This window comes from Peribacillus sp. V2I11, from assembly GCF_030817135.1.
GTDB classification, from domain to species: domain Bacteria; phylum Bacillota; class Bacilli; order Bacillales; family DSM-1321; genus Peribacillus; species Peribacillus simplex.
In genome coordinates, this window is sequence record NZ_JAUSYW010000002.1 from 214,518 (window position 1) to 233,898 (window position 19,381).

The following is a 19,381-nucleotide window of genomic DNA, read 5'->3' on the forward strand; positions in this document are numbered from 1 at the left end:
TATATAAGGGTGAAGGGATTCTTGAAAGAGCAATCAAATAATAAAAACACAGCTTCAATTAGTGAAAACAGCATAGGCTGGTGAAGCAATTATAGAGTCAATCAATGACGGTGTTCTAATGATTGATCATAATGGGTATGAACGAATGATCAATCTTGAATATACACGTATTACTGGTGTTACACCAGATATCATAGGGAAGCCACTGGAAAAATATCGGCCCGGTGCGCAACCTGAACTTTCCGCAAATTCATTGAGACCATTAAAACTTACTAAACGTTGTAAATCCACATTTACTTATGCTACCCCAATTATGTTTTTACTTACAAAAAAAATCTTTCAATCTACTCTATTTTTTGTATGGTCTTATTAGGAGGTGAGTTATGGTGAAAGAAAAATGTTCCCTTTACGATAAATTACCGTTAGAATTATTAGCTGGGTTTTATTTTGAAATAAATAAGAACATTGAAAAGGGAATCTTGTCTGATGCCATGTATCATGAAATTAGATTAATGGAACAATCAGCCTTAAGAAGGGGTATCTCACTTGAATACATACATGATAAGGGTCCCCGTATAATTAAAGCTGAGAAACTACTAAGAGGAACAACCAAGCAACACTGAATCGTAGAGTAAGAATTCTAAAGATGTTTTCTAGTAATCCTTGGGAATGTAAGCGCTTTCTGTTATAGTAAAAATGGGTTGGATGGCATGTGTGGCTGTCATAGTATCTGGCGTAGGCGGGGCCGATACCGGAAGAGGGCTTAGAGAAAATATCCTTTTTTAATTCAATAAAATCATACATAAACAATAAACATGAAAGACGATAAACCACTTGGATCCCAAGAGGTTTATTTTGGTGTAAAGAAAGGCAGCTCATAACGCAAAATGCCCCTATACCAACTTTTTAGCTGGTACAAGGGCATTGGTCATTGCCATTCTCAAAAACCCCCACTTGGATCATTGCAGGCATCCTTCTCCTCCTTACATCACTTTTCGGATTTGCCTTGTTCATTTCAACCAGCCTGGGCGGTGAGGACCAGTTTGAATCAGTGATGTCCGGTGAAGGAGCAGGAGGAATAGCGCGGGTGTCTTCTGAAGTCATGCGATACGTGCCGTTAATCCGGAAATATCAGAACAAAATGGGGTTGGGGAGTATGTCGGGCGTATCATGGCCATAATCCAACAGGAATCAGGTGGACGTGAATTAGATGTGATGCAATCTTCCGAATCAATCGGGCTCCCACCCGGAACCATTCATGACCGATCAAGGATTCAAAGCGACCCATCCTTCCGGAACGGAACTTCCGGATTCAGAAGAATCGGTGAAGTCTTCCATGGTGGGCCTGAAGCCATTTGAATATCAGACCTCTAAAACGGAAGCTGAATTTTTTAATGAATTTAAACTCACTACGGAATTTAACAATGTGGCTACAACTGACACGGTTATCGTTAAAACTTCGCTCATTTTTGTGAAAGAGCAAGGATGGAAGGTTGATGATGTTGAGTTCATTGGTCAATTAACTGGACATTAAAAAAAGTTTGTTTTAGTTTTCCTATTACATTTACACCTACAATTCATATTATTAGAGACTGGATAATTGAATTAGTATGTGTGTGTATATGAACCATTATTATGTAAGTTTTAGCAACCTCCGCCTCGTTTCTACATAAAAATGGTATAATTACCGTATGTAACTGGCCGGGTGGGAGGTTGCCCTAACCCTATCTCTTATATCTAAGAGTGAAGGGAGGTGACCGCAATGGATCTGCTAAAAGACGTACTAGTGGAAGTGGCTAAAACAGTTGCCAATTCGACAGTTGTTTATCTATTTAGCTTGCTTCCTGCTAAAAAAGTCAAAAAGAAAACCACCCGTTCTCTGTCCAAAAAGCACGGGCGGCCTTCTAATAAGCGCAAAATTTAGGAGCAACCGACCCACTTTGGATTGGTTACTAAGGCGAGATGTTAGCGCATCTCGTCTTTTTTATATATTCCACATTATAACATAAATATACGAAAACATAAAAAAGAAAATTCTTTAATCAAAAGGTATCTAGACTTTGAAGGTAAGGGGTAAAAGATGAAGAAATATATTTCGTTAAACTTAATTTTGTTTATTGTATTTTTGGCAGGAACCATACTTACGATATTTATAATATATAAGGATATTGATACTTCGCTATCTTTTAAATTTATTATAGGATATGTAATTTATCTTCTTCTATATGGTTTGTTCTCCCTCTTTTTAGTTATTGCGAATACAAGGAAGTTAAATTGGATTCAAATAAGAAAAAGGTTTTTTACGTTTATTATTTGGTTTATTTCTTTAAGTGCTTTGCACTATCTTCTTTCTTATTTTTTGAGACGTGAAATGGATGTTTGGGATTTAGGTATTCCTTTGGGTGTATCATTTGGATTGGCATTTTCTGATTTAATGTCTTGGAAAAAGAAAGAACATTGAAGTTTTGCTAAGGGTTAATGGCTTTTTGCTCTTTCACTAACGGGAGCAAGAGATAAAGATGGAGGGTTGCTGCGGCAGCCTTTTTCTTAGGGAACGGGGCAGCATTCCTGTTTTAACTGAAATACTAAAAAGTTTGTGAAGAAATCTACTTAAACTAACGGGTGCGTTAGTAGCATAAGAAAGCCACCAATTTGGTGGCTTTTGTTGGTTTGGAATAAAGTTTGATTAAAAATATCGTGAAAAGCCTTACTTAGAAACAAATAAATACGAACCGGTTTGAAAAAAGTTTGAGAAAAACGTTTTATGATTTCGGATATTAGCATTTCTGTTTGTAAAAAAGTTAAATCATTTCTGTAGACGAAATTGAAAACTATCCTTGATTTATTATTAATTATCGTACTTGTATTTATGTAGTAAACAATGTTCCATTTAGTGCTTTAACATACCTAGTTGCAGATTTTTGAACTTGGTTATGGGCTTCTTCTTTAATTACTCGGTGAAATGCGTCATATAAACGGCCAAAGTTAAATTCAATAACCCGATTTGCGATTCTTTCGACTGTTACACTTGGCATTGGGATGAAGTTTGGATAACTGTACATAAAACTTACCCATTGACGATCAGCAACGATCCGAATGATATCCCCAGTCAGTAAAATTCCGTTCTGGCTGTTTCCATTTTTCCATTCTAAAACGGTGCCGCCTTTAAAATGTCCGCCAATTCGCTGAAGTATGACACCTTCCTGTAATTCAAGCGATTCTCCAGACCAGAAAATGATTTTTTCGCTTGGCCTCGTTACCCAGTCTCTTTCATCTTCATGAATATAAATCGGAGTGTCAAAAGCTTCGGCCCATTCCACTTGACTAGAGAAATAATGAGGGTGAGATAACGCTATAGCATCGATTCCACCTAAATCTTCAATTTGGGTAATCGTATCTTGATCAATATATGTAATACAGTCCCATAATAAATTAAAATTCTTATCTTGTATTAGATAAGCAGTTTGTCCGATTCCAAAATTCGGACTAGTATTTATGCTATATAACCCCTCTTCGTCAAGATTAATAGAATTTTTAAATATTCCATCTTTTTTCATCAGTTCTAATGTTGTCCATGTTTGCCCTTTAGGGCTAATATATTGTCTTTCTTCCCCGCAAATCAAACATTGATTGGGTACTTCTTTAGAACCTTCATATTGGACTCCACATGTTTCACAAATATAATTAACCAAAAATCTTTCCCCCTTATTTACAAAAAAACTTTATTAATTATTATAATTAAATAAGGTAATATTTTGAAATTTAATGCTCAAATTCTCCTTCCTGCATCCATGCTATCATTCTTATGCAACTAAAGGGGCAGGATTGTTGAAGAAGGAAAATAGTTATAAAAGGAGGTTTTTGAAATGAAGATAAAGAGAAAAAATTTTTTTATTACATCCGTTATCATTTTATCATTTCTTGTAGTAGCTATTATTTTAAACTCTATCTCGCTTGAATACACCAAAAATGCTTGTATTGATAACAATAAGACACCAAAAATCGAGCAAGATTTTTTAACATTAAATTGGTCTGTTTCTTGTGAATAACACATACTACCTTGTTTCGTTAACGGGTGCAAGAGTTGAACAACGAAGCTGTTATTTTGGCAGCTTTTCTCATGGTGAAGCGGAGGTGAAAATTGGTTGGCAAATCTGAAGTAAATCAAAAAGGACACAAAGCTAAAAGACACCAAGTTTAAAGATACAGGGAGTCTTTTATTTTCTCAGATTGTTATCTTTGTCCCATCAAATTTTGTGAGAGAGAATCCTTTGAAAAACTCGTTATAGGTTTTTCTGTAATCCCTCATTATCCCAATGGCCATAGATTCTCCGAGCATAATTCCATCGAAATAATCGTTGCGGTAGTGAATACCACCGAACGACCGGCCGATGGAAATATTTGATGCAAGTTTATTTAGTTCCCCGCCTATCGTAAGCGGCGGACCTTCGTAAGGTATGAGGGAAAGACCATCGGAACTGGCAACAACCCGGATCGGGGATTACAAACGATTCATTAAAGTAGGCCTTCAGTATTGTTACCATTGCTCCAATAAGTGCTGCATGACCGGAAACATAGGATGGATGCGCAGGAGCTCCTTCTGCATATGCCTGAGGTAGCAAATAGGTGCCGAATTTATTAAAAGTTTCGGCAAGTGCTTCCGAATTCAGAACTACCGGATTGATCGGGTAATCAACACCCGATTTCTGATTTTGAATTCGGCCGCCGAATTCCTCCGGACGGAGACTGCGATGGACCAGCCATTTTTGGAACCAAACTGCCTCAAGAGCCGGACGCGAAGCTCTTGTCACAAAGTCCAAGATATGCGGTGGTCCAAAGGTAGTGAAACCAACCTGGGTTGCAGAGTTAAAGTAAGGATTGGACGGATCCAAAGCTTGTCTGCCAAAACTGAGCAAAATGTAACAAGCAATTAACCCGCCATCAATGGAACTATCCCTGTGTACCCATTCTCCCAAATCCCGGCCATTTCGAATATAGCGAGGTAGGGGGTCAAAACGATTTGGGGTAGGAGGACTGGAGCCGTTTTGTACAGCCAGCCAGTCGTCGTAAGAAGTTAGATGGTCGTCCCCAGGAACAGTGGTACGGTATCGCTGGATAATTTTAGTTGAAACAAAAGGGACATCTTTCCATAAAAATTGTGAAATATATGGCCCTGTTAAGTCGCCTTGAAGGTTCCCTCGGAATAAGGTACCTGTCGTGACTAGTCCATTCTTTTTCGGTCCCCGAAAAACAGGCAGGCTGGAAAGTTCTTTTGCAGCATCATTTGTTAATGGGTCTTGATTATATATATTGAAAGGAATATCCCGTGCCAATGCTTGCCAATAAAGCTCAACCATCTCTCCAGCTATTTCAGCACTGCTAAAGGCTGGTGGTGCAGGAATAACCAATTGGTGACTATCAGGTCCGACTAATTCGAATGCATAAGCACCCTGTGGATTTACTAGTTTAACAACGCCACCCAGTGGAATCTTCTCAAAGTCGTTAGGGTCTCCTGTTTCCAATGCTTTTAAATATTTATTATAAGCTTGGATGTTTACCTCGCCTAACTGATTATGCGGAAATGCTTTTGTATAACTGGCAATTTTATTTGGATACCTATCTTCATCCCCATTACAGGGATGGTGAACTAATGGCTGATTTTTATAGAATCTCGCAGCATCCTTACGAATATCAAATGCCTCCTCGCGTCTTTCAGCAGGAGATAAGGGACCGAGAAGACACGAATTTTTGTCCTTAGCAATTTTGTCATTTTTCATTTTACATTCATCCATACTTTCTTCGTTATCCATTTTTAACACCTCCATTTGATAACTTATTCAAAAGTTAAATGGAGGATTGGACAAACTAACAAATAGATTGGATATGATTTGGAGTGGTTTTTGAATCATCTTGTGAATAAAAATACTTAAACTATAGGGTGCGTTAGTTCACTAAAAGAAAAAAGGAGAGTACATATTATACATGGCTAATATGTACTCTCCTTTTTTTATTAAGGTTTTTTATAATTAGGTCTAGATAATTTTGAAAAACTAACAAACATAAAGGACCGTCAATAGACCTGTTTTTTGTACGAAAGAAGGATGGACACCAAGTTTCGACGAATATATCAATATACTTTTTGGAGGTGTTGGATATGGGGATTTGTTGTGGAGAGTGTCACGTTGAATTAAAGAGTGATGATTATGTCACATTGGATGAATTTAGCACGCTGAGGCACACATATTGCGGTTATGATCTTATTGCCGAGCTGATCAAAGACATTGGGACTTATCGAAATATCAAAACAAAGTATTGGTTTTCCCGTGAGCGTACTAAATGAAAATCGGTAAAATCTTGGAGTTAATTAAAACTGATACACCAGCGAATATTGCCAAAAGGGCTGATGTTCATCTTTCAGAAAAATTACTAAGAAAAGCATTGAATAAAGCTGGTTATGAGTATAGAAATTCAGGCGAAAAAGGCTGGTATTTCGTTGGTGAAGGTGACGAGGAAACGGTACAAGAGCAGCTTATTTATGACTTTGCAACAGCAGGAAAAGCAAAGGCGAACATTTCAACTAATGTGAATAAAGAACCTATTAACAATACCAACCAACGTTCTAACGTTGGCATAAAACGTGGTAAAGAACAGGTCAAACAAGCGAACGAACAATCAGCACCAACCATAGAACGAACCAACGTTATAAGAAAACGTTCTTCATTCGATATGGATGTTGAACTTATGAAGGAACTAAAAATACAAGCAATCATTCATGATAGGACGGTTTATGAACTAGTTGAAAGTGCCATAAGGCACTATTTAGCTGAATTAAAGGGAAAATGATGTGGCTTTGAAATAAAGTCACGATGTTTATAATAAAGTTGCACCGTTTTACCCCTTTGGAAAATACCCTCTAAAGGGGTGTTTTTATGTCCAAAAGATAATAACGGGTGCGTTAGCTGAAGATCGAGCTGTCTTAAAGACAGCTCTTCCTTATGGAACTAACGGGGCAGATTAGTTCAACAAGGGTAATTCACAATTTGTATAGAATATGTAGAGTGTAGGTACATTTGAAGGAAATGAGGTGACTGCTATCATAAGGAAAATTCTTAGTTTATTGTTTTTGTTTGTATTGTTTCTTGGTTTAGTTGCTTGTAACAAGGATGTGGTCAATGAAAACGGTGAGGAAAAAGAGGGGACACCTGTTAAACATCCTGTAAGGGATAAGAACAAAAGAACGGAGAGGGGCCGTATATTATTATGTGCTTGTTTCATATTTTTCTCCCTTTACTCTTGAGATAATAAGAAGGAGAAGCGGGAGTAAACCAAATAAAAACAATGCGACATTGCCGACAAAATCTCCAAGTTTAAATACGTCATTGATATTTTTCGGAATCATGGCAATGATGTATAGAATCGGAAGCAAGCCAAACATAAATGGGTGAATGCTCTTTTTTGAAAGTTGAGCTAGTCCTAAAGCAGCTGCATAGTAGGAGATGGTAAACGTAGAAAAAATTTGCATGATCCAAACCACGAGCAATAAAGAATCAAACCGTTCAAAGATTAAACCGGAGACTTCAAAACTTCGTATTAAATCAAGTGTCGGCCATGTTCTCGTGACCACTCCATCAATAGATAATGCTCCGATAACCATTACGACCGTTATCACGTAAAAAATCAATGGAATGGAAACTCCAACAAGAACGGCTTTTACTGCTTTTTTGGGCTGATTCATAAACGGAATGAGCAGTAACATGATTTCAGGCCCTGTAAAAGCGAGAGCCGTTGTCTTTACTCCTTTTAGTACAGGGGTGATTCCTTCTCCTAATACTGGACGCAGATTATCGATCTCAAATATTTTAATGCTCATACAGGTAACGACCAAAAAAAGGATAAGCGTCAAAGGTAATATAATTTCAAAAAGACGGGCGATGGGGTTAATGCCGCCGATGATCAGATAGAGACCCACCCACATAAACATCATAATAATTGCCCAGATAGGCGTACTTTCAAGAAGTAAATACCTTACAACCTCCGCCATTGAACGGAGCTGAAACCCGGAAGTCGTAAGGAAATAACAGATTATAACTAAACTGAGTAACCCACCCACCCATTTTCCTAAAATTTCATTGATGTATTGATAAAAGGTCTTATCGGGAAACTGTTGGCTTAATTTGACCATGATCACCCCTGCGATTATCGCGATAATCCCGCCTATAATAACGCTTATCCATGCATCTGGTGTATGTACCTTCTCCGTGGATGAACGGGGTAGGGTGAGTAATCCTGTACCAAGTATAAAGTTGATGATAATGACAGCTGTTTGAGGAGTCGTGATTTGGTCTTTCGGATTGAGAATCATTCTTTAACCACCCTTTCACCGATAGGTTATCCTTTACGTATGGGGTTTTTTGTATGCATCATCTTTGGACGGCGCTTCATCATCATAAGTGGCATGCGAACCATCAGGTCTTTCCATTCACTTAAGCGATAAGGAACGGCTGGACTCATATAAGGTACACCAAAGCTTTTTAATTTAATTAAATGGCTGGTCATGAAAAGAAAAAAGAGAATGACCCCGTATAATCCAAATGTGGCAGCACAAATCATAGCTGGAAAACGCAGAATCCGTAATGTAATCCCAATACTATAGTGCGGAATGGAAAATGATGAAATAGCAGTTAACGCTACTACAATCACCAAAACAGGGCTAACGATCCCTGCCTGTACAGCAGCTTCCCCAATGATTAAACCGCCGACGATACCCATTGCTGGACCAATTGGCTTTGGTAAGCGCAGTCCTGCTTCCCTCAGAATTTCGATGGATATTTCCATGAATAATGCTTCGATAAGTGCCGGAAACGGAACCCCGGACCTGGTTCCTATAATGGAGATGGCCAGTTTGGTCGGAATCAACCCTGAATGAAATGAGATGAAAGCTATATATAAAGACGGTGTAAAAAGAGCCAGAACAACTGTGAGATAACGGAGTAAACGTATGAATGTGCCAGGAATCCATCTTTCATACAGCAGTATCTGTAAAATTTCCTGTAAAATCCCTTTATTTCTTAAATAGTATTATTATCTTATACGTTTCTTATGTAAGAAACTTTAAATAAATTAGCAGTATTTCCATCACTTTATGTTTGGTATCAGCAACATTCGTCAACTAACGGGTGCGTTAGTTGAGATCCGGAGCTGCCATTTGGTGGTTTTTTTTTAATTAACTTAAGAGGCTTATACTAATTAGTTACGCCTATCTTTTTGAACGATATGGTGTAGACCTCTTCTCTTCAATTCTTCTTCTAGAACGAGGATGAAATTTTTATCTAAGCCTAATTCAATTGCTTTAAGGTATGATTCTATCAATAGTTGATCATTTAATTTTTTCATATCTTCCCTCTTCTATTTCTTTAAAACAACGTTTAAACATACAATAAAATGGATTTAATATTAAGTGATAAATAATAATATAATAACTCAAGAAAAATAAGATAAATTATAGTAATTAATAATTAACGAAGGTAGCCTCTTACTTAAAATATAGAGTGAACTTTTTTGCAACAAACTTATAGGGTTCATATTTATTCTATATTCAAACTACATAAACCAACATAAACCGACATCATTAAACACAATATATATTTAGCTTTCCTAGTTTACATAATGCTGTTTGCAATAATTTATTTTGATATGAATCGTTGTTGTGGAGACGGTTCTGTTAGATTTCAATTAAGTGGTTTATTTTAGAATATCGTAGCTTTTTCTTATGCAATAAGGGGATTTACTTCAATAAGGGGTTGCTGCGGCAACGTTTTTCTTACGGAACTATCGGGGCAGGTTTGTTCACCAAGAAATGTAATGAAATTCATGGTATATTATGTAATAAAAATGTAAAAAAAGGGGATTTATTCATGTTTAAGTTTTTTCTTATAATCGGAGTAGTTGGCATTATTATTTCTGGTATTTTTATTGGAGCTTGGACGGGTGGGCAACAGCAAAGAGCTAATTTTCATTCTGAATCAGAAGGACATAGGAATTTTAGAACGAAATTAGCATTCTTCTCAGGCCTCATAGGTGTAATCTCTTTGGGTATTACTGGATTAATATATTTTCTATAAGCAATACGTTTTTCTTCAACTAAACGTGTTAGCTTAAAATGTAATTGTGTATTTTTGGGGGGATTTGATGTGTGGAAATTTACAGTGATGTTGTTTTTGTTACTCATTGGAGGGATAGGTGGCATTGGCATAGTTAGCTTTTTTGAAATAAATGGTTATTCCGGATATCACGCTGGTATTGCGGCTATGGTTGGTATGATTGTTGTATTACTTTTGTTTATAGTCGCTCAATTACATAATATAGAAAGTAAAAAGGATTAGAGTTTTTCACTACAATAAGAGAGGTTTCTGAGGCAGCCTTTTTCTTATGGCACTAACGGGGCAGGTTGGTTGCATAAGAACTGGTATAATTTAGAGAAAAGTAGAGTGTCAGGTGAAATATGGCTTTCTTTATATTAGCAATCTTATTAATATTTTTATTTGACTTCACAAAAATGAGAAATCAAAATCAAACAATAATTAAACAGAATGAAAGGTTTATTTCTTCTATTGGAAGAGATTAAAAGACAAAATACCTCCACCATTATTTAAGTTGGTTTCAATTCCTTGACCGCATCAGGCATCGAAATGATGATGCACCGGTAAGCAAAATGATTGTTGATAGCTGCCTGTTCTCAACAGAAGCAACCTATGATAAACTTAAATTACTAAAATTTACCAAATGATTGATATTTGTTTATTTCAGTAAAGAGGCAGAATTGTTGGGATTGTTGATGAAACATTTATATTAGGGAGTTGAATATGAAAAAGATTATATATGGAAGTTTAATATTTCTAATCTTATCAATGCTAGTAGCGTGCACGAATGAAAAAGATGATTTCGCTCGAATTCATCCAAATCTTTTACCTAGTGAAGGTCACAGGTATTCACTACAAGCTGTTGGAAAAGAAATTACATTGGATTTACTAGAGGACAACAACATAACCAATGTGGGACCTGTTACAAATACATCATCTTATGAGTCATTGAATGAGCAATATCCTAAACTTGAATTAAAGATAGAACCTGCATTCATCGTGTTCGATGAAAATGGTTTGGTTTTAAAAACATATGATTATGAAGAAATGATTGATTTTTTACAAAATCCAGACAAATAATTCTAATCTTCAATAATCGAGGAGCTTTAAAGAAATAAGGGAACTTCTATAAATTAGGGGTTCCCTTATTTTTTTATTGAAATCAACAATATTATTTAACATAGCTTAGATAAAAGGGAATAAGAAGTATGATGGCGGTGGGAGATATGCTAAATTATTCGCCAAATGGTGGACCGACGGTGAATTAATGGTTTCAACCAGAAATATCTGGCTGAACTTATTTTACTAAAGGGTGCTTTACTTCAAGGTAGGTTGCTGAGGCAGCCCTTTTCTTATGGCACTAACGGGGCAGGATAGTTGCATAAAAACTGTTACAGAAAGTAAGGTTTATAAAGGGAATTAGAATTTAGGGGTGGGTGCATATATGAATAGCGAATTTTATTTTATTAATGCTTTTTCTAAAGAAGAATTCAAAGGAAATCCTGCAGCAATAGTTTTCTTGAGAGAGAAAAGAACAGAAGAGTGGATGAAATCTTTTGCAAAAGAACTCAATCAACCTATCACAACTTTTATTACAATAAAAGATGCAAATAGCTATCAACTTAGATGGTTTACACCCACTGAAGAGATTGATTTATGCGGGCATGGTACATTAGGAGCTGCTCATATTCTGTGGAGTGAGGGTTTTATTTCATCAGAGTCGACAATTAATTTTTATACTCAATCAGGACTTCTTCGAACTGAGTTATTAGAAAAACAAATAATTTTAAGATTTAATTTAAAAGAATCAACTCAAATTGAAGTGACTGAGAAGTTAATAAGTGCATTTGACTTTCCTATAAAAGCTGCTGCTTGGGCAGAAGATCGGTACATTTTAGAATTAGAAAATCAGGATATGGTTCATAACGTAACGCCTAATTTGGAAGCAATAAGAGAACTAGAGGGTCCGGGAATAATTATTACTAGTCGTGGATCAGATAAGTACGACTTTGTATCAAGGTATTTTGCTCCAAAGATAGGAATTAATGAAGATTACGTAACTGGCTCTGCACACTGCGCATTAGCTTCATATTGGAGTGATCTCTTAAATAAAAAAGAATTTATAGCATATCAAGATTCAGAGCGCGGGGGTGAAATGAAACTAAAGATAAAAGGAGAAAAAGTCGAGTTAATTGGAGACTGTGTAACTTTACTGAAAGGAGTACTAAATAATTAGTTTATCTTCCGTATGGGAGCGATTCTTTAATAAGAATCGCTTTTCTTAATGAACTAACGGGTGCGATTCTTCATTAAGAAGGATTGCTTTTTCTTATGCAGCTAAAGGATCAGGTTAGTAGAATAAGGTTTTTGGAACTTTTTAAAGTAATATCCTCTAAAAATAAGGGGGAGGGCGATAAAATGTGATGTGTTTTTATTGGTATAACACTTCTTCTTTTGGTAATTGCAGGATGTCAATCAAATAATATTGAGGAAGTAGAACTTATTTATCGTTTAAAGTTATTCCCCCATGGCAAAAATGTTTTAAAAAAGAGGTGATTTATTATAGCTACTATTAAAGTTAATGATAATGGTTCACTACGTGTATCAGGGAATGTAGAGCTAGTCGATGGTGAAGGGAATAAAATTGAAACAAAAGAAGCCTTTTCCCTATGCAGATGTGGACTTTCCGATAATAAACCTTTTTGTGACGGATCCCACAAAAGTAATTTCGAAAGCGTAGTTAGGGCTGAATAAAGCTAGTGGGACAGAAGCTTTAGGGCACCCTTTTGGGAAATCGAACCCCAAAAAGCCGCCCGATTCATTTTCTTTTACGAAAGAGTATGTTGTTGAACTATCGGGTGCGTTAGTTGAGAACCGGGGCTGCCATTTGGTGGCCTTTTTGCTTAATGAACTAACGGGGCAGGTTAGTTCCATAAATTATTAGAAAGATGTGATTTAAAAGGAGGCGTAAAAATGAAGAGACCTTTAGGCGTTTCATTAATTAGTTATTTTTATATCTTTGGTGCAATTGTTTTATTATCTACTTCTTTTTTTTATAATGTTGATGATAATTCCATTGGTATAGCTGAAAGGTTTGGTATCCCAAATGTGCATGAACGACTTTTGAGGGTAATAGTTGCTATCTTCTCAATGGGAATGGTGTATGGATATATAAGACTAAAAAAATGGGGGTTTTGGTTAATTGTAATCTATTCAGTGTTTTTTGGATTAATAAGTTCTTCTTTGATATCAAATCAATCTCAGCAACCATTTATCGGTAATTTGATTTGGTCAATTATTGTTTTGGCTTTATACATTCTACGTAAAAAAGGCATTTTTCAAAACTGGAGTTCAGCAGTAGAAAGTCCGTTATGCCACAATTTGATCTTCAACTATCGGGGCAGCATTCCTGTAATCAGTGAAATTGAAGTTTGAACAAAAAAATAACCTCTTGGTAGAATGAGAGAGTCCTGAAGCTTGGCAACGAAAAGGACAAAACTCAAATACCAGGAGGCTTTAAAATGAATTATAACCAAAATAAGAAAATTGCTCAAATTACCTCTCAAACCCTTATAGTAGGGGTGGATATTGCTAAATTCAAGCATGTAGCACGTGCTCAGGACTTTAGAGGAATGGAGTTTGGATCACCTTGTTATTTTGAGAATACAAAAGAGGGATTCGAGCATTTTATTAATTGGATTATGGAAATCAAGAAAGAACAATGTATGGAGAATGTGATGGTTGGGATGGAACCGACAGGGCATTATTGGTTCAACCTAGCACATATGTTAAAAGAAAATGAATTGAAGTTTGTAGCTGTAAACCCTCTGCACGTCAAGAAAAGCAAGGAGCTTGATGATAATTCTCCTACTAAAAATGATGTGAAAGATGCTAAAGTCATTGCCCAGTTGGTCAAAGACGGAAGATACGCCGAACCTACGATACCACAAGGAGTTTATGCCGAACTACGGGTGGCGAAGAAAATTCGTGATCTTTTAACAGTGGATCTTCAGACGGTCCAAGGTCAGGTCCATAACTGGATTGATCGGTACTTCCCAGAATTTCTAACGGTATTTAAGAAGTGGGAGGGAAAAGCAGCATTACAATTCTTAAAGCTCTATGCTTTACCACATGAAATAGTAAATTTCACTGAACACGAACTGTTAGCCCACTTAAGAAAAACCGTGACCCGAAGTGTAGGTCTAAGCAAAATTCGTAAGTTAAAGCAAGCAGCCAGTAAGTCCATCGGACTTCGACAAGGCTCCGAAATGGCAAAACTGGAGCTGAAAACGCTTCTGGCTAAATATGAATTAATCCACTTAAAATTCGAAGAATTGGATACAAAAATAGATTGTTTACTTGATGAAATACCAGGCGTACCACAAATGTTAGCGATAAAAGGTGTTGGTAGAGACACTGTTGCCGGATTCTTTGCAGAAGTTGGTGACCTTAAGGAATATACTCATCCCCGACAAATTATTAAGCTGGCCGGCTTAAGCTTAAAAGAAAATAGCTCTGGTAAGCATAAGGGGAAAACAACTATCACAAAGAGGGGACGGAAAAAGCTACAAGCCCTGTTGTTCAGGGTTTGTATGATTCTGGTCGCCAAAAATTCAGCATTTAAGGCATTACATGCCTACTATACTCAACGTCCAGAAAACCCATTAAAGAAGATGCAGTCCCTTATTGCTTTGTGTAATAAACTAATCCGTATTTTCTTTAGCTTGGGTAAAAAGCAATTTGAATTTAATGAAGAAAAGATGTTAAAGGATATTCCTCATATGCGAGTATCAAAGAAGGTGGAACTAGCAGCTTGATTCAGTTTTAGATTAGATAAAATAGTAGAGGCGAGTTTTCTTGGTTATGTATATTGGGGTATCATTTGAAGCACGGATTAGTCGGCAAAGCAACTAAATTACGGGCAAGGACCCTGTGGGGCAGCATGGCTGACATCCACCTCATGGAAAGGTTGGACGAAGGAATTTGAGAGCGAAGACTCTGTGAGGCATGGGAGGGTTGACCTCCATGAGAAATGTGGACATCCACCAGTGCGATCATAATTTAACTCATTCACTAATTTATGTAAATTATTGGTTAGTGGGCTGTAATTCTTTTTTCTCCAAAGGTCCAATTTTATCCTTTCAAGTGATTTTCCCCCAACTATTAAGTGATTACCGGCAGGTAAACTACTATGAAAATCTAAGAAAAACGGAGATATCGAGAGGTTTTGCTTTCTTTATTGAGGGAGTTTAGTTCCATAAGGGAAAATGAAAAATTTGGATAAATACGAATTAAATAGTGATAAAATAAGTTAGTGAATATAGGTGATCTGCTACTACGGCGAGAAAGGATTGAATGTAGTGAAATTTTTTAATACTGAAGTGAGTCTTATATTGGCAGCATCGCTTATCTACTTATTTTACATATTTAGTTCTGGGGAAGTTATTCTAAATATAGCATTGAATTGGTTGTTCATTTTAATCGTTTCTTTGTGGATTGTAAGAAAAACTCAAAGAGGTTGCATATTCTTAAAAAGCTTATTATTTTTCTTCATATTATATTTGCATCTATTACATAACGTAGTTACGTACATAAATTTTGATCATTTTTTCACTCAAAAATATGTTGGGGATTTTTTTATAGATATTACTAAGATTAACTTTATACCGTTTGATACTATTTCTAACAATTTATTCGGGGCAACAGTTGCACCAGCTACAATTGTACAGACAGTTGGTAATCTTATTTTATTAACCCCTCTTACTTTTTGTTTATTAACCTTTAAACATAGTAAGAATGGATTTGTGGCAATGTATATTACGTTTTTTACTTCTCTATTTATAGAGAGTTTTCAATTTTTACAAAATTATGTAGCTACCAGCTTTGAATATGGTGAGGCATATAGATCAGTAGATATTGATGATATTATCTTAAATTCTTTAAGTGGGATTATTGGAGTAATATTATTCAAAATTATGAATGGAAAATTCATATCGAAATTAAATAAGGTACCGGAAACTGACATTCCTTACTAAACTAACAGTTACTTTACTTCAATAATGAAGGTTGCTGAGGCAGCCTTTTTCGTGCGCCCGGCATGGGTGCAATCTATAGGGTGAAAGTCCCGAACCATGAAGGCAGTAGTAGTGGTTAGCTTAATGCAAGGGTGTCCACGGTGACGTGGAATCTGAAGGAAGCAAGCGGCAAACCTCCGGTCTGAGGAACACGAACTTCATATAAGGCTAGGTATCATTGGATGAGTTTGCGAAACAAAACAAAGTCCTTACTGCCGAAGGTGGTACAGAGTAAATGAAGCAGATAGATGGAGGGAAAGATTGCACTCTTAACCGGGGAGGTCTGATGACAGCCAAGTACACTTGGTAACCTGTCCAGTGATGGACAGCTGAATCATCAGAAGTCAGCAGAGGTCATAGTACTTGTCTACTCGAGAAGATAAGGAAGGACCGAACAGATTAAGGAGGATGAATACTAGGCGTTCGTTATCTGCAAAGAAGCAAACAATTCCTAACGGAACTTATTTGAAGGAAGAAGTGGTGAATACACGGGGAACTTCAAAAGGGTGGAGCAGATAAAGGCACAAATAGACCATTTATCCACGTAGAAAGGATATCAACGATGTTAATGGAACAGATACTAGAGAGGGAAAACTTAATACAGGCATTGAAGCGTGTAGAAAGAAATAAGGGAAGCCATGGTGTAGATGGAATGCCGGTTCAAAACCTGAGACCGCACCTCGTAACCGAATGGTACAACATGAAAACTGCCCTTTTACAGGGTACCTATCAACCGCAGCCCGTCCGTCGTATCGAAATCCCGAAACCAAACGGCGGAGTTCGGCTATTGGGTATTCCAACCGTTCTAGACCGTTTCATTCAACAAGCCATTGCCCAAATATTGACCAAGATATATGACTCAACCTTTTCGGAGAATAGCTATGGATTTCGCCCTAACAAACAGGGGCACCAGGCGGTTCGAAAGGCAAAGTCCTATATAACCGAAGGTTATACATGGGTAGTGGATATGGACTTGGAGAAGTTCTTCGATAAAGTGAATCATGACAAGCTCATGGGAATGTTAGAGCGGAAAATTGAAGATAAACGAGTTCTCAAACTGATTCGTAAATTCCTTCAAGCAGGCATTATGATAGGCGGACTTTTTCATAAAAGTGAGGAGGGAACTCCGCAAGGAGGTCCGTTAAGTCCTTTATTATCTAATATCATGTTAGACGAGTTAGATAAAGAACTAGAGAAACGCAATCTTCGATTCGTAAGGTATGCGGATGACAGTACTATCTTTGTGAAGACACGAAAAGCCGCCAAACGTGCAATGGGAAATATCTCAAGCTTCATTGAAAATAAACTGAAGCTAAAGGTCAACTACGAGAAGTCGAAGTATGATCGCCCTTGGAACAGAACGTTTCTCGGTTTTAGTTTCACGAAGTCAAAGAAGAACCCGAAGGTTCTACTGGCTAAACAAACGGTGAAGAGAGTAAAGAAACGAATCAGGGAAATGACCTCGAGAAAATTACCGATACCCATGAAACTCCGAATAAATAAGTTAAAGCAATACCTTAGAGGTTGGATGGGGTATTTCGCCCTCATTGATACTCCGAAAGTATTGAAGAATTTAGATTCATGGATTCGAAGAAGACTCAGGATGTGTCTATGGAAGCAATGGAAATTGCCAAGAACGAGGGTGAGGAAACTCAAAGGATTAGGCGTCCCATTTGGAAAAGCATATGAATGGGGAAATAGCAGAAAGGGTTATTGGCGCATAGCGCATAGTCCTATTCTAGACAAAACCCTTAATAATGTTTATTGGCTCCATCATGGGTTAGTAAATCTATATGAACGATATACAAAACTACGTCAGACTTAAACTGAACCGCCGTATACCGAACGGTATGTACGGTGGTGTGAGAGGTCGGAGGCTAGGCGCCTCCTCCTACTCGATTTATGGCACTAACGGGGCAGTTTAGTTTAAGTACATTTATTCACAAAGTAGAAAAAGCTGATCTTCCAAATTAGGAAAATCAGCCTTTTTATTACTTATCGTCTGTCCGTCTTGGAATCAGCACCCATAATTTTTACATAACTTGATAAAATAACTCTACTATAGCCTTACCACGGCATAAATCCGTCTTTCATGAGCATTTCTCCATGATGCCATTTACCGTCTGTAGCATAATCAACAATAATTTTTGCTCCTTCAGCAGTCGTCTTTCCAAGTGGATGATGGTCATTTAGATCTGTAGATGTTGGTCCAGGTGTTACGGCATAGATTTGCGCATTTGTGCCTTTAAGCTCACGAGCAAATCCAACAAGCATGGCATTGTTTGCGGTTTTTGAAGTGTTATAAGAAAATGAATTTGGTAGAATACCTTGTGAGAGAATGGATAAAGATGCCATCTCCATTGTAACGTTTAGAATAATTCCCTCATTCTCTTTAATTAGCGGTAAGAGTCCGCGAGTGAGTTCAAACGTACCGAAGAAGTTTACTTCAAAAGCTTCTCGTAAAGCACGCATTTCTGTCTCCATAGGTCCATGTTCCATATTGCCACCAATCCCTGCGTTATTAATTAGCAGGGATAAATCACGGTGGTCTCTCTTAATTTCTTCCACTGCTTTATGAATGCTTTCTTCGCTGCTCAAGTCAAGCTGAATAAAGGTAGCCTTTCCTCCGAGTGAATTTATTTCATCCGAAGCCGCTTTTCCGCGATTTATATCGCGAGCGCCAAGCAAAATGTGAAAGTCTTTTTCGCTCATTTGTTTGGCAATCTCATAGCCAATTCCTTTATTCGCACCAGTTACTAATACTTTTTTCATGTTATTTATTTTCCTTCCTTTCCTGAATACGTTTTGTGTAACGTATAATCTTTTCGTCAATCCCCTTTAGTGATTCCGTCATCAATGAAATTTCATCTAACACCGCTGCCTTGTGATTCTTCATCATTTCAAGTCGTATCTCAATGGTACTTTCACCTTCTACGACCCAATCAATATATTTCTGAATTCCACTTAGGGGCATGTGTGTGTTTTTTAAACACATAACGGTTGCAAGTAGGGCAATTTGATCTTCTGAAAATAACCGCCGTCCCGCTTCATTACGCTCGACCAGTGGCAGTAATCCTTTTTTATCATAATAGCGTATCGTTGATTCTGGAATATTGAATTTGGCTGCAGCTTCGCTAATTGAATAATACTTCATATGGAGACCTCCAA

At 37.1% G+C, this 19,381-nt stretch carries 25 protein-coding genes and 2 pseudogenes; 20 read left to right on the top strand and 7 right to left on the bottom strand.

Going from position 1 to position 19,381, the window contains the following annotated elements:
* The first annotated feature begins 91 nt into the window (after positions 1–91).
* From QFZ73_RS27620 to QFZ73_RS27645, 6 genes are all read left to right on the top strand, one after another.
* Entirely contained in the window at positions 92–373 is a 282-nt protein-coding gene (locus tag QFZ73_RS27620; RefSeq protein WP_307274257.1) for a PAS domain-containing protein, read from the top strand.
* A gap of 10 nt (positions 374–383) precedes the next feature.
* Positions 384–623 (top strand): hypothetical protein, encoded by a 240-nt coding sequence (locus tag QFZ73_RS27625; protein ID WP_251433157.1) that lies wholly within the window; start codon positions 384–386, stop codon positions 621–623.
* A gap of 308 nt (positions 624–931) precedes the next feature.
* Positions 932–1,180 carry a hypothetical protein gene (locus tag QFZ73_RS27630; protein WP_251433160.1) on the top strand — a complete coding sequence of 83 codons (249 nt, stop codon included), beginning with the start codon at positions 932–934 and terminating at the stop codon, positions 1,178–1,180.
* Positions 1,181–1,258: 78 nt separating this feature from the next.
* Positions 1,259–1,534, top strand: a complete 276-nt coding sequence (locus QFZ73_RS27635; RefSeq protein ID WP_251433169.1) for a hypothetical protein — start codon at positions 1,259–1,261, stop codon at positions 1,532–1,534.
* 228 nt (positions 1,535–1,762) lie between these two features.
* The gene (locus tag QFZ73_RS27640) at positions 1,763–1,924 is read left to right on the top strand and encodes a hypothetical protein (RefSeq protein ID WP_307273756.1); all 162 of its coding nucleotides are present in this window, start codon (positions 1,763–1,765) and stop codon (positions 1,922–1,924) included.
* A 156-nt stretch (positions 1,925–2,080) separates the two neighbouring features.
* Positions 2,081–2,461, top strand: a complete 381-nt coding sequence (locus QFZ73_RS27645) for a hypothetical protein (RefSeq protein ID WP_307273759.1) — start codon at positions 2,081–2,083, stop codon at positions 2,459–2,461.
* A gap of 406 nt (positions 2,462–2,867) precedes the next feature.
* Here QFZ73_RS27645 and QFZ73_RS27650 read toward each other — a convergent pair whose 3' ends face one another.
* Positions 2,868–3,692, bottom strand: a complete 825-nt coding sequence (locus QFZ73_RS27650) for an MBL fold metallo-hydrolase (RefSeq protein WP_089365051.1) — start codon at positions 3,690–3,692, stop codon at positions 2,868–2,870.
* A gap of 174 nt (positions 3,693–3,866) precedes the next feature.
* On the opposite strand from QFZ73_RS27650, the gene QFZ73_RS27655 reads away from it, so the two are divergent.
* On the top strand, positions 3,867–4,049 hold the full coding sequence (locus tag QFZ73_RS27655; protein WP_251437912.1) for a hypothetical protein: 183 nt from the start codon (positions 3,867–3,869) through the stop codon (positions 4,047–4,049).
* A gap of 363 nt (positions 4,050–4,412) precedes the next feature.
* On the opposite strand, the gene QFZ73_RS27660 is transcribed toward QFZ73_RS27655, so the two are convergent.
* Positions 4,413–5,810 carry a phosphatase PAP2 family protein gene (locus QFZ73_RS27660; RefSeq protein ID WP_307273767.1) on the bottom strand — a complete coding sequence of 466 codons (1,398 nt, stop codon included), beginning with the start codon at positions 5,808–5,810 and terminating at the stop codon, positions 4,413–4,415.
* Positions 5,811–6,154: 344 nt separating this feature from the next.
* Here QFZ73_RS27660 and QFZ73_RS27665 point away from each other — a divergent pair, with 344 nt between their 5' ends.
* Both QFZ73_RS27665 and QFZ73_RS27670 read left to right on the top strand, forming a co-directional pair.
* On the top strand, positions 6,155–6,340 hold the full coding sequence (locus QFZ73_RS27665) for a hypothetical protein (RefSeq protein ID WP_034306238.1): 186 nt from the start codon (positions 6,155–6,157) through the stop codon (positions 6,338–6,340).
* The gene (locus QFZ73_RS27670; protein ID WP_307273773.1) at positions 6,337–6,843 is read left to right on the top strand and encodes a hypothetical protein; all 507 of its coding nucleotides are present in this window, start codon (positions 6,337–6,339) and stop codon (positions 6,841–6,843) included. Before QFZ73_RS27665 ends, QFZ73_RS27670 begins: the two co-directional genes overlap by 4 nt.
* A 415-nt stretch (positions 6,844–7,258) precedes the next feature.
* Here QFZ73_RS27670 and QFZ73_RS27675 read toward each other — a convergent pair whose 3' ends face one another.
* The 3 genes and pseudogenes from QFZ73_RS27675 to sda form a co-directional block, all read right to left on the bottom strand.
* Positions 7,259–8,362: a spore germination protein gene (locus QFZ73_RS27675; protein ID WP_251437928.1), complete on the bottom strand. Its 1,104-nt coding sequence runs from the start codon at positions 8,360–8,362 to the stop codon at positions 7,259–7,261.
* A gap of 26 nt (positions 8,363–8,388) precedes the next feature.
* Positions 8,389–9,027 (bottom strand): annotated as a pseudogene (locus QFZ73_RS27680) (spore germination protein); the annotation flags it as partial.
* A 219-nt stretch (positions 9,028–9,246) separates the two neighbouring features.
* Complete coding sequence (sda, locus tag QFZ73_RS27685) at positions 9,247–9,393, bottom strand: sporulation histidine kinase inhibitor Sda (RefSeq protein WP_307273777.1); 147 nt, start codon at positions 9,391–9,393, stop codon at positions 9,247–9,249.
* 521 nt (positions 9,394–9,914) lie between these two features.
* Here sda and QFZ73_RS27690 point away from each other — a divergent pair.
* From QFZ73_RS27690 to ltrA, 11 genes and pseudogenes are all read left to right on the top strand, one after another.
* The gene (locus QFZ73_RS27690) at positions 9,915–10,121 is read left to right on the top strand and encodes a DUF5316 family protein (protein WP_307273780.1); all 207 of its coding nucleotides are present in this window, start codon (positions 9,915–9,917) and stop codon (positions 10,119–10,121) included.
* 69 nt (positions 10,122–10,190) lie between these two features.
* On the top strand, positions 10,191–10,382 hold the full coding sequence (locus tag QFZ73_RS27695) for a hypothetical protein (RefSeq protein ID WP_307273781.1): 192 nt from the start codon (positions 10,191–10,193) through the stop codon (positions 10,380–10,382).
* Positions 10,383–10,627: 245 nt separating this feature from the next.
* Positions 10,628–10,786: pseudogene (locus QFZ73_RS27700) on the top strand (IS1595 family transposase); the annotation flags it as partial.
* 76 nt (positions 10,787–10,862) lie between these two features.
* The gene (locus QFZ73_RS27705; RefSeq protein ID WP_307273785.1) at positions 10,863–11,219 is read left to right on the top strand and encodes a hypothetical protein; all 357 of its coding nucleotides are present in this window, start codon (positions 10,863–10,865) and stop codon (positions 11,217–11,219) included.
* Between the two features lie 364 nt (positions 11,220–11,583).
* Positions 11,584–12,375 (top strand): PhzF family phenazine biosynthesis protein, encoded by a 792-nt coding sequence (locus QFZ73_RS27710; RefSeq protein WP_307273788.1) that lies wholly within the window; start codon positions 11,584–11,586, stop codon positions 12,373–12,375.
* A 323-nt stretch (positions 12,376–12,698) separates the two neighbouring features.
* Positions 12,699–12,893, top strand: coding sequence for a CDGSH iron-sulfur domain-containing protein (locus QFZ73_RS27715; protein WP_081109037.1), 195 nt, complete (start codon positions 12,699–12,701; stop codon positions 12,891–12,893).
* A gap of 219 nt (positions 12,894–13,112) precedes the next feature.
* The gene (locus tag QFZ73_RS27720) at positions 13,113–13,574 is read left to right on the top strand and encodes a hypothetical protein (protein ID WP_307273791.1); all 462 of its coding nucleotides are present in this window, start codon (positions 13,113–13,115) and stop codon (positions 13,572–13,574) included.
* Between the two features lie 86 nt (positions 13,575–13,660).
* A complete protein-coding gene (locus QFZ73_RS27725) occupies positions 13,661–14,956 on the top strand; it encodes an IS110 family RNA-guided transposase (RefSeq protein ID WP_307273795.1) in 1,296 nt (431 codons plus the stop codon).
* Positions 14,957–15,499: 543 nt separating this feature from the next.
* Positions 15,500–16,174 (top strand): VanZ family protein, encoded by a 675-nt coding sequence (locus QFZ73_RS27730; RefSeq protein WP_307273798.1) that lies wholly within the window; start codon positions 15,500–15,502, stop codon positions 16,172–16,174.
* A 402-nt stretch (positions 16,175–16,576) separates the two neighbouring features.
* On the top strand, positions 16,577–16,732 hold the full coding sequence (locus QFZ73_RS27735) for a hypothetical protein (RefSeq protein WP_307263198.1): 156 nt from the start codon (positions 16,577–16,579) through the stop codon (positions 16,730–16,732).
* A gap of 43 nt (positions 16,733–16,775) precedes the next feature.
* Positions 16,776–18,038, top strand: coding sequence for a group II intron reverse transcriptase/maturase (gene ltrA / locus QFZ73_RS27740; RefSeq protein WP_307273802.1), 1,263 nt, complete (start codon positions 16,776–16,778; stop codon positions 18,036–18,038).
* A gap of 242 nt (positions 18,039–18,280) precedes the next feature.
* Here the strand turns inward: ltrA and QFZ73_RS27745 are convergent, their stop codons facing one another.
* Together QFZ73_RS27745 and QFZ73_RS27750 are read right to left on the bottom strand one after the other, a co-directional pair.
* A complete protein-coding gene (locus tag QFZ73_RS27745) occupies positions 18,281–18,985 on the bottom strand; it encodes an SDR family NAD(P)-dependent oxidoreductase (protein ID WP_307273805.1) in 705 nt (234 codons plus the stop codon).
* Between the two features lies 1 nt (position 18,986).
* The gene (locus QFZ73_RS27750; protein WP_307273808.1) at positions 18,987–19,367 is read right to left on the bottom strand and encodes a MerR family transcriptional regulator; all 381 of its coding nucleotides are present in this window, start codon (positions 19,365–19,367) and stop codon (positions 18,987–18,989) included.
* Between the last annotated feature and the right edge of the window lie 14 nt (positions 19,368–19,381).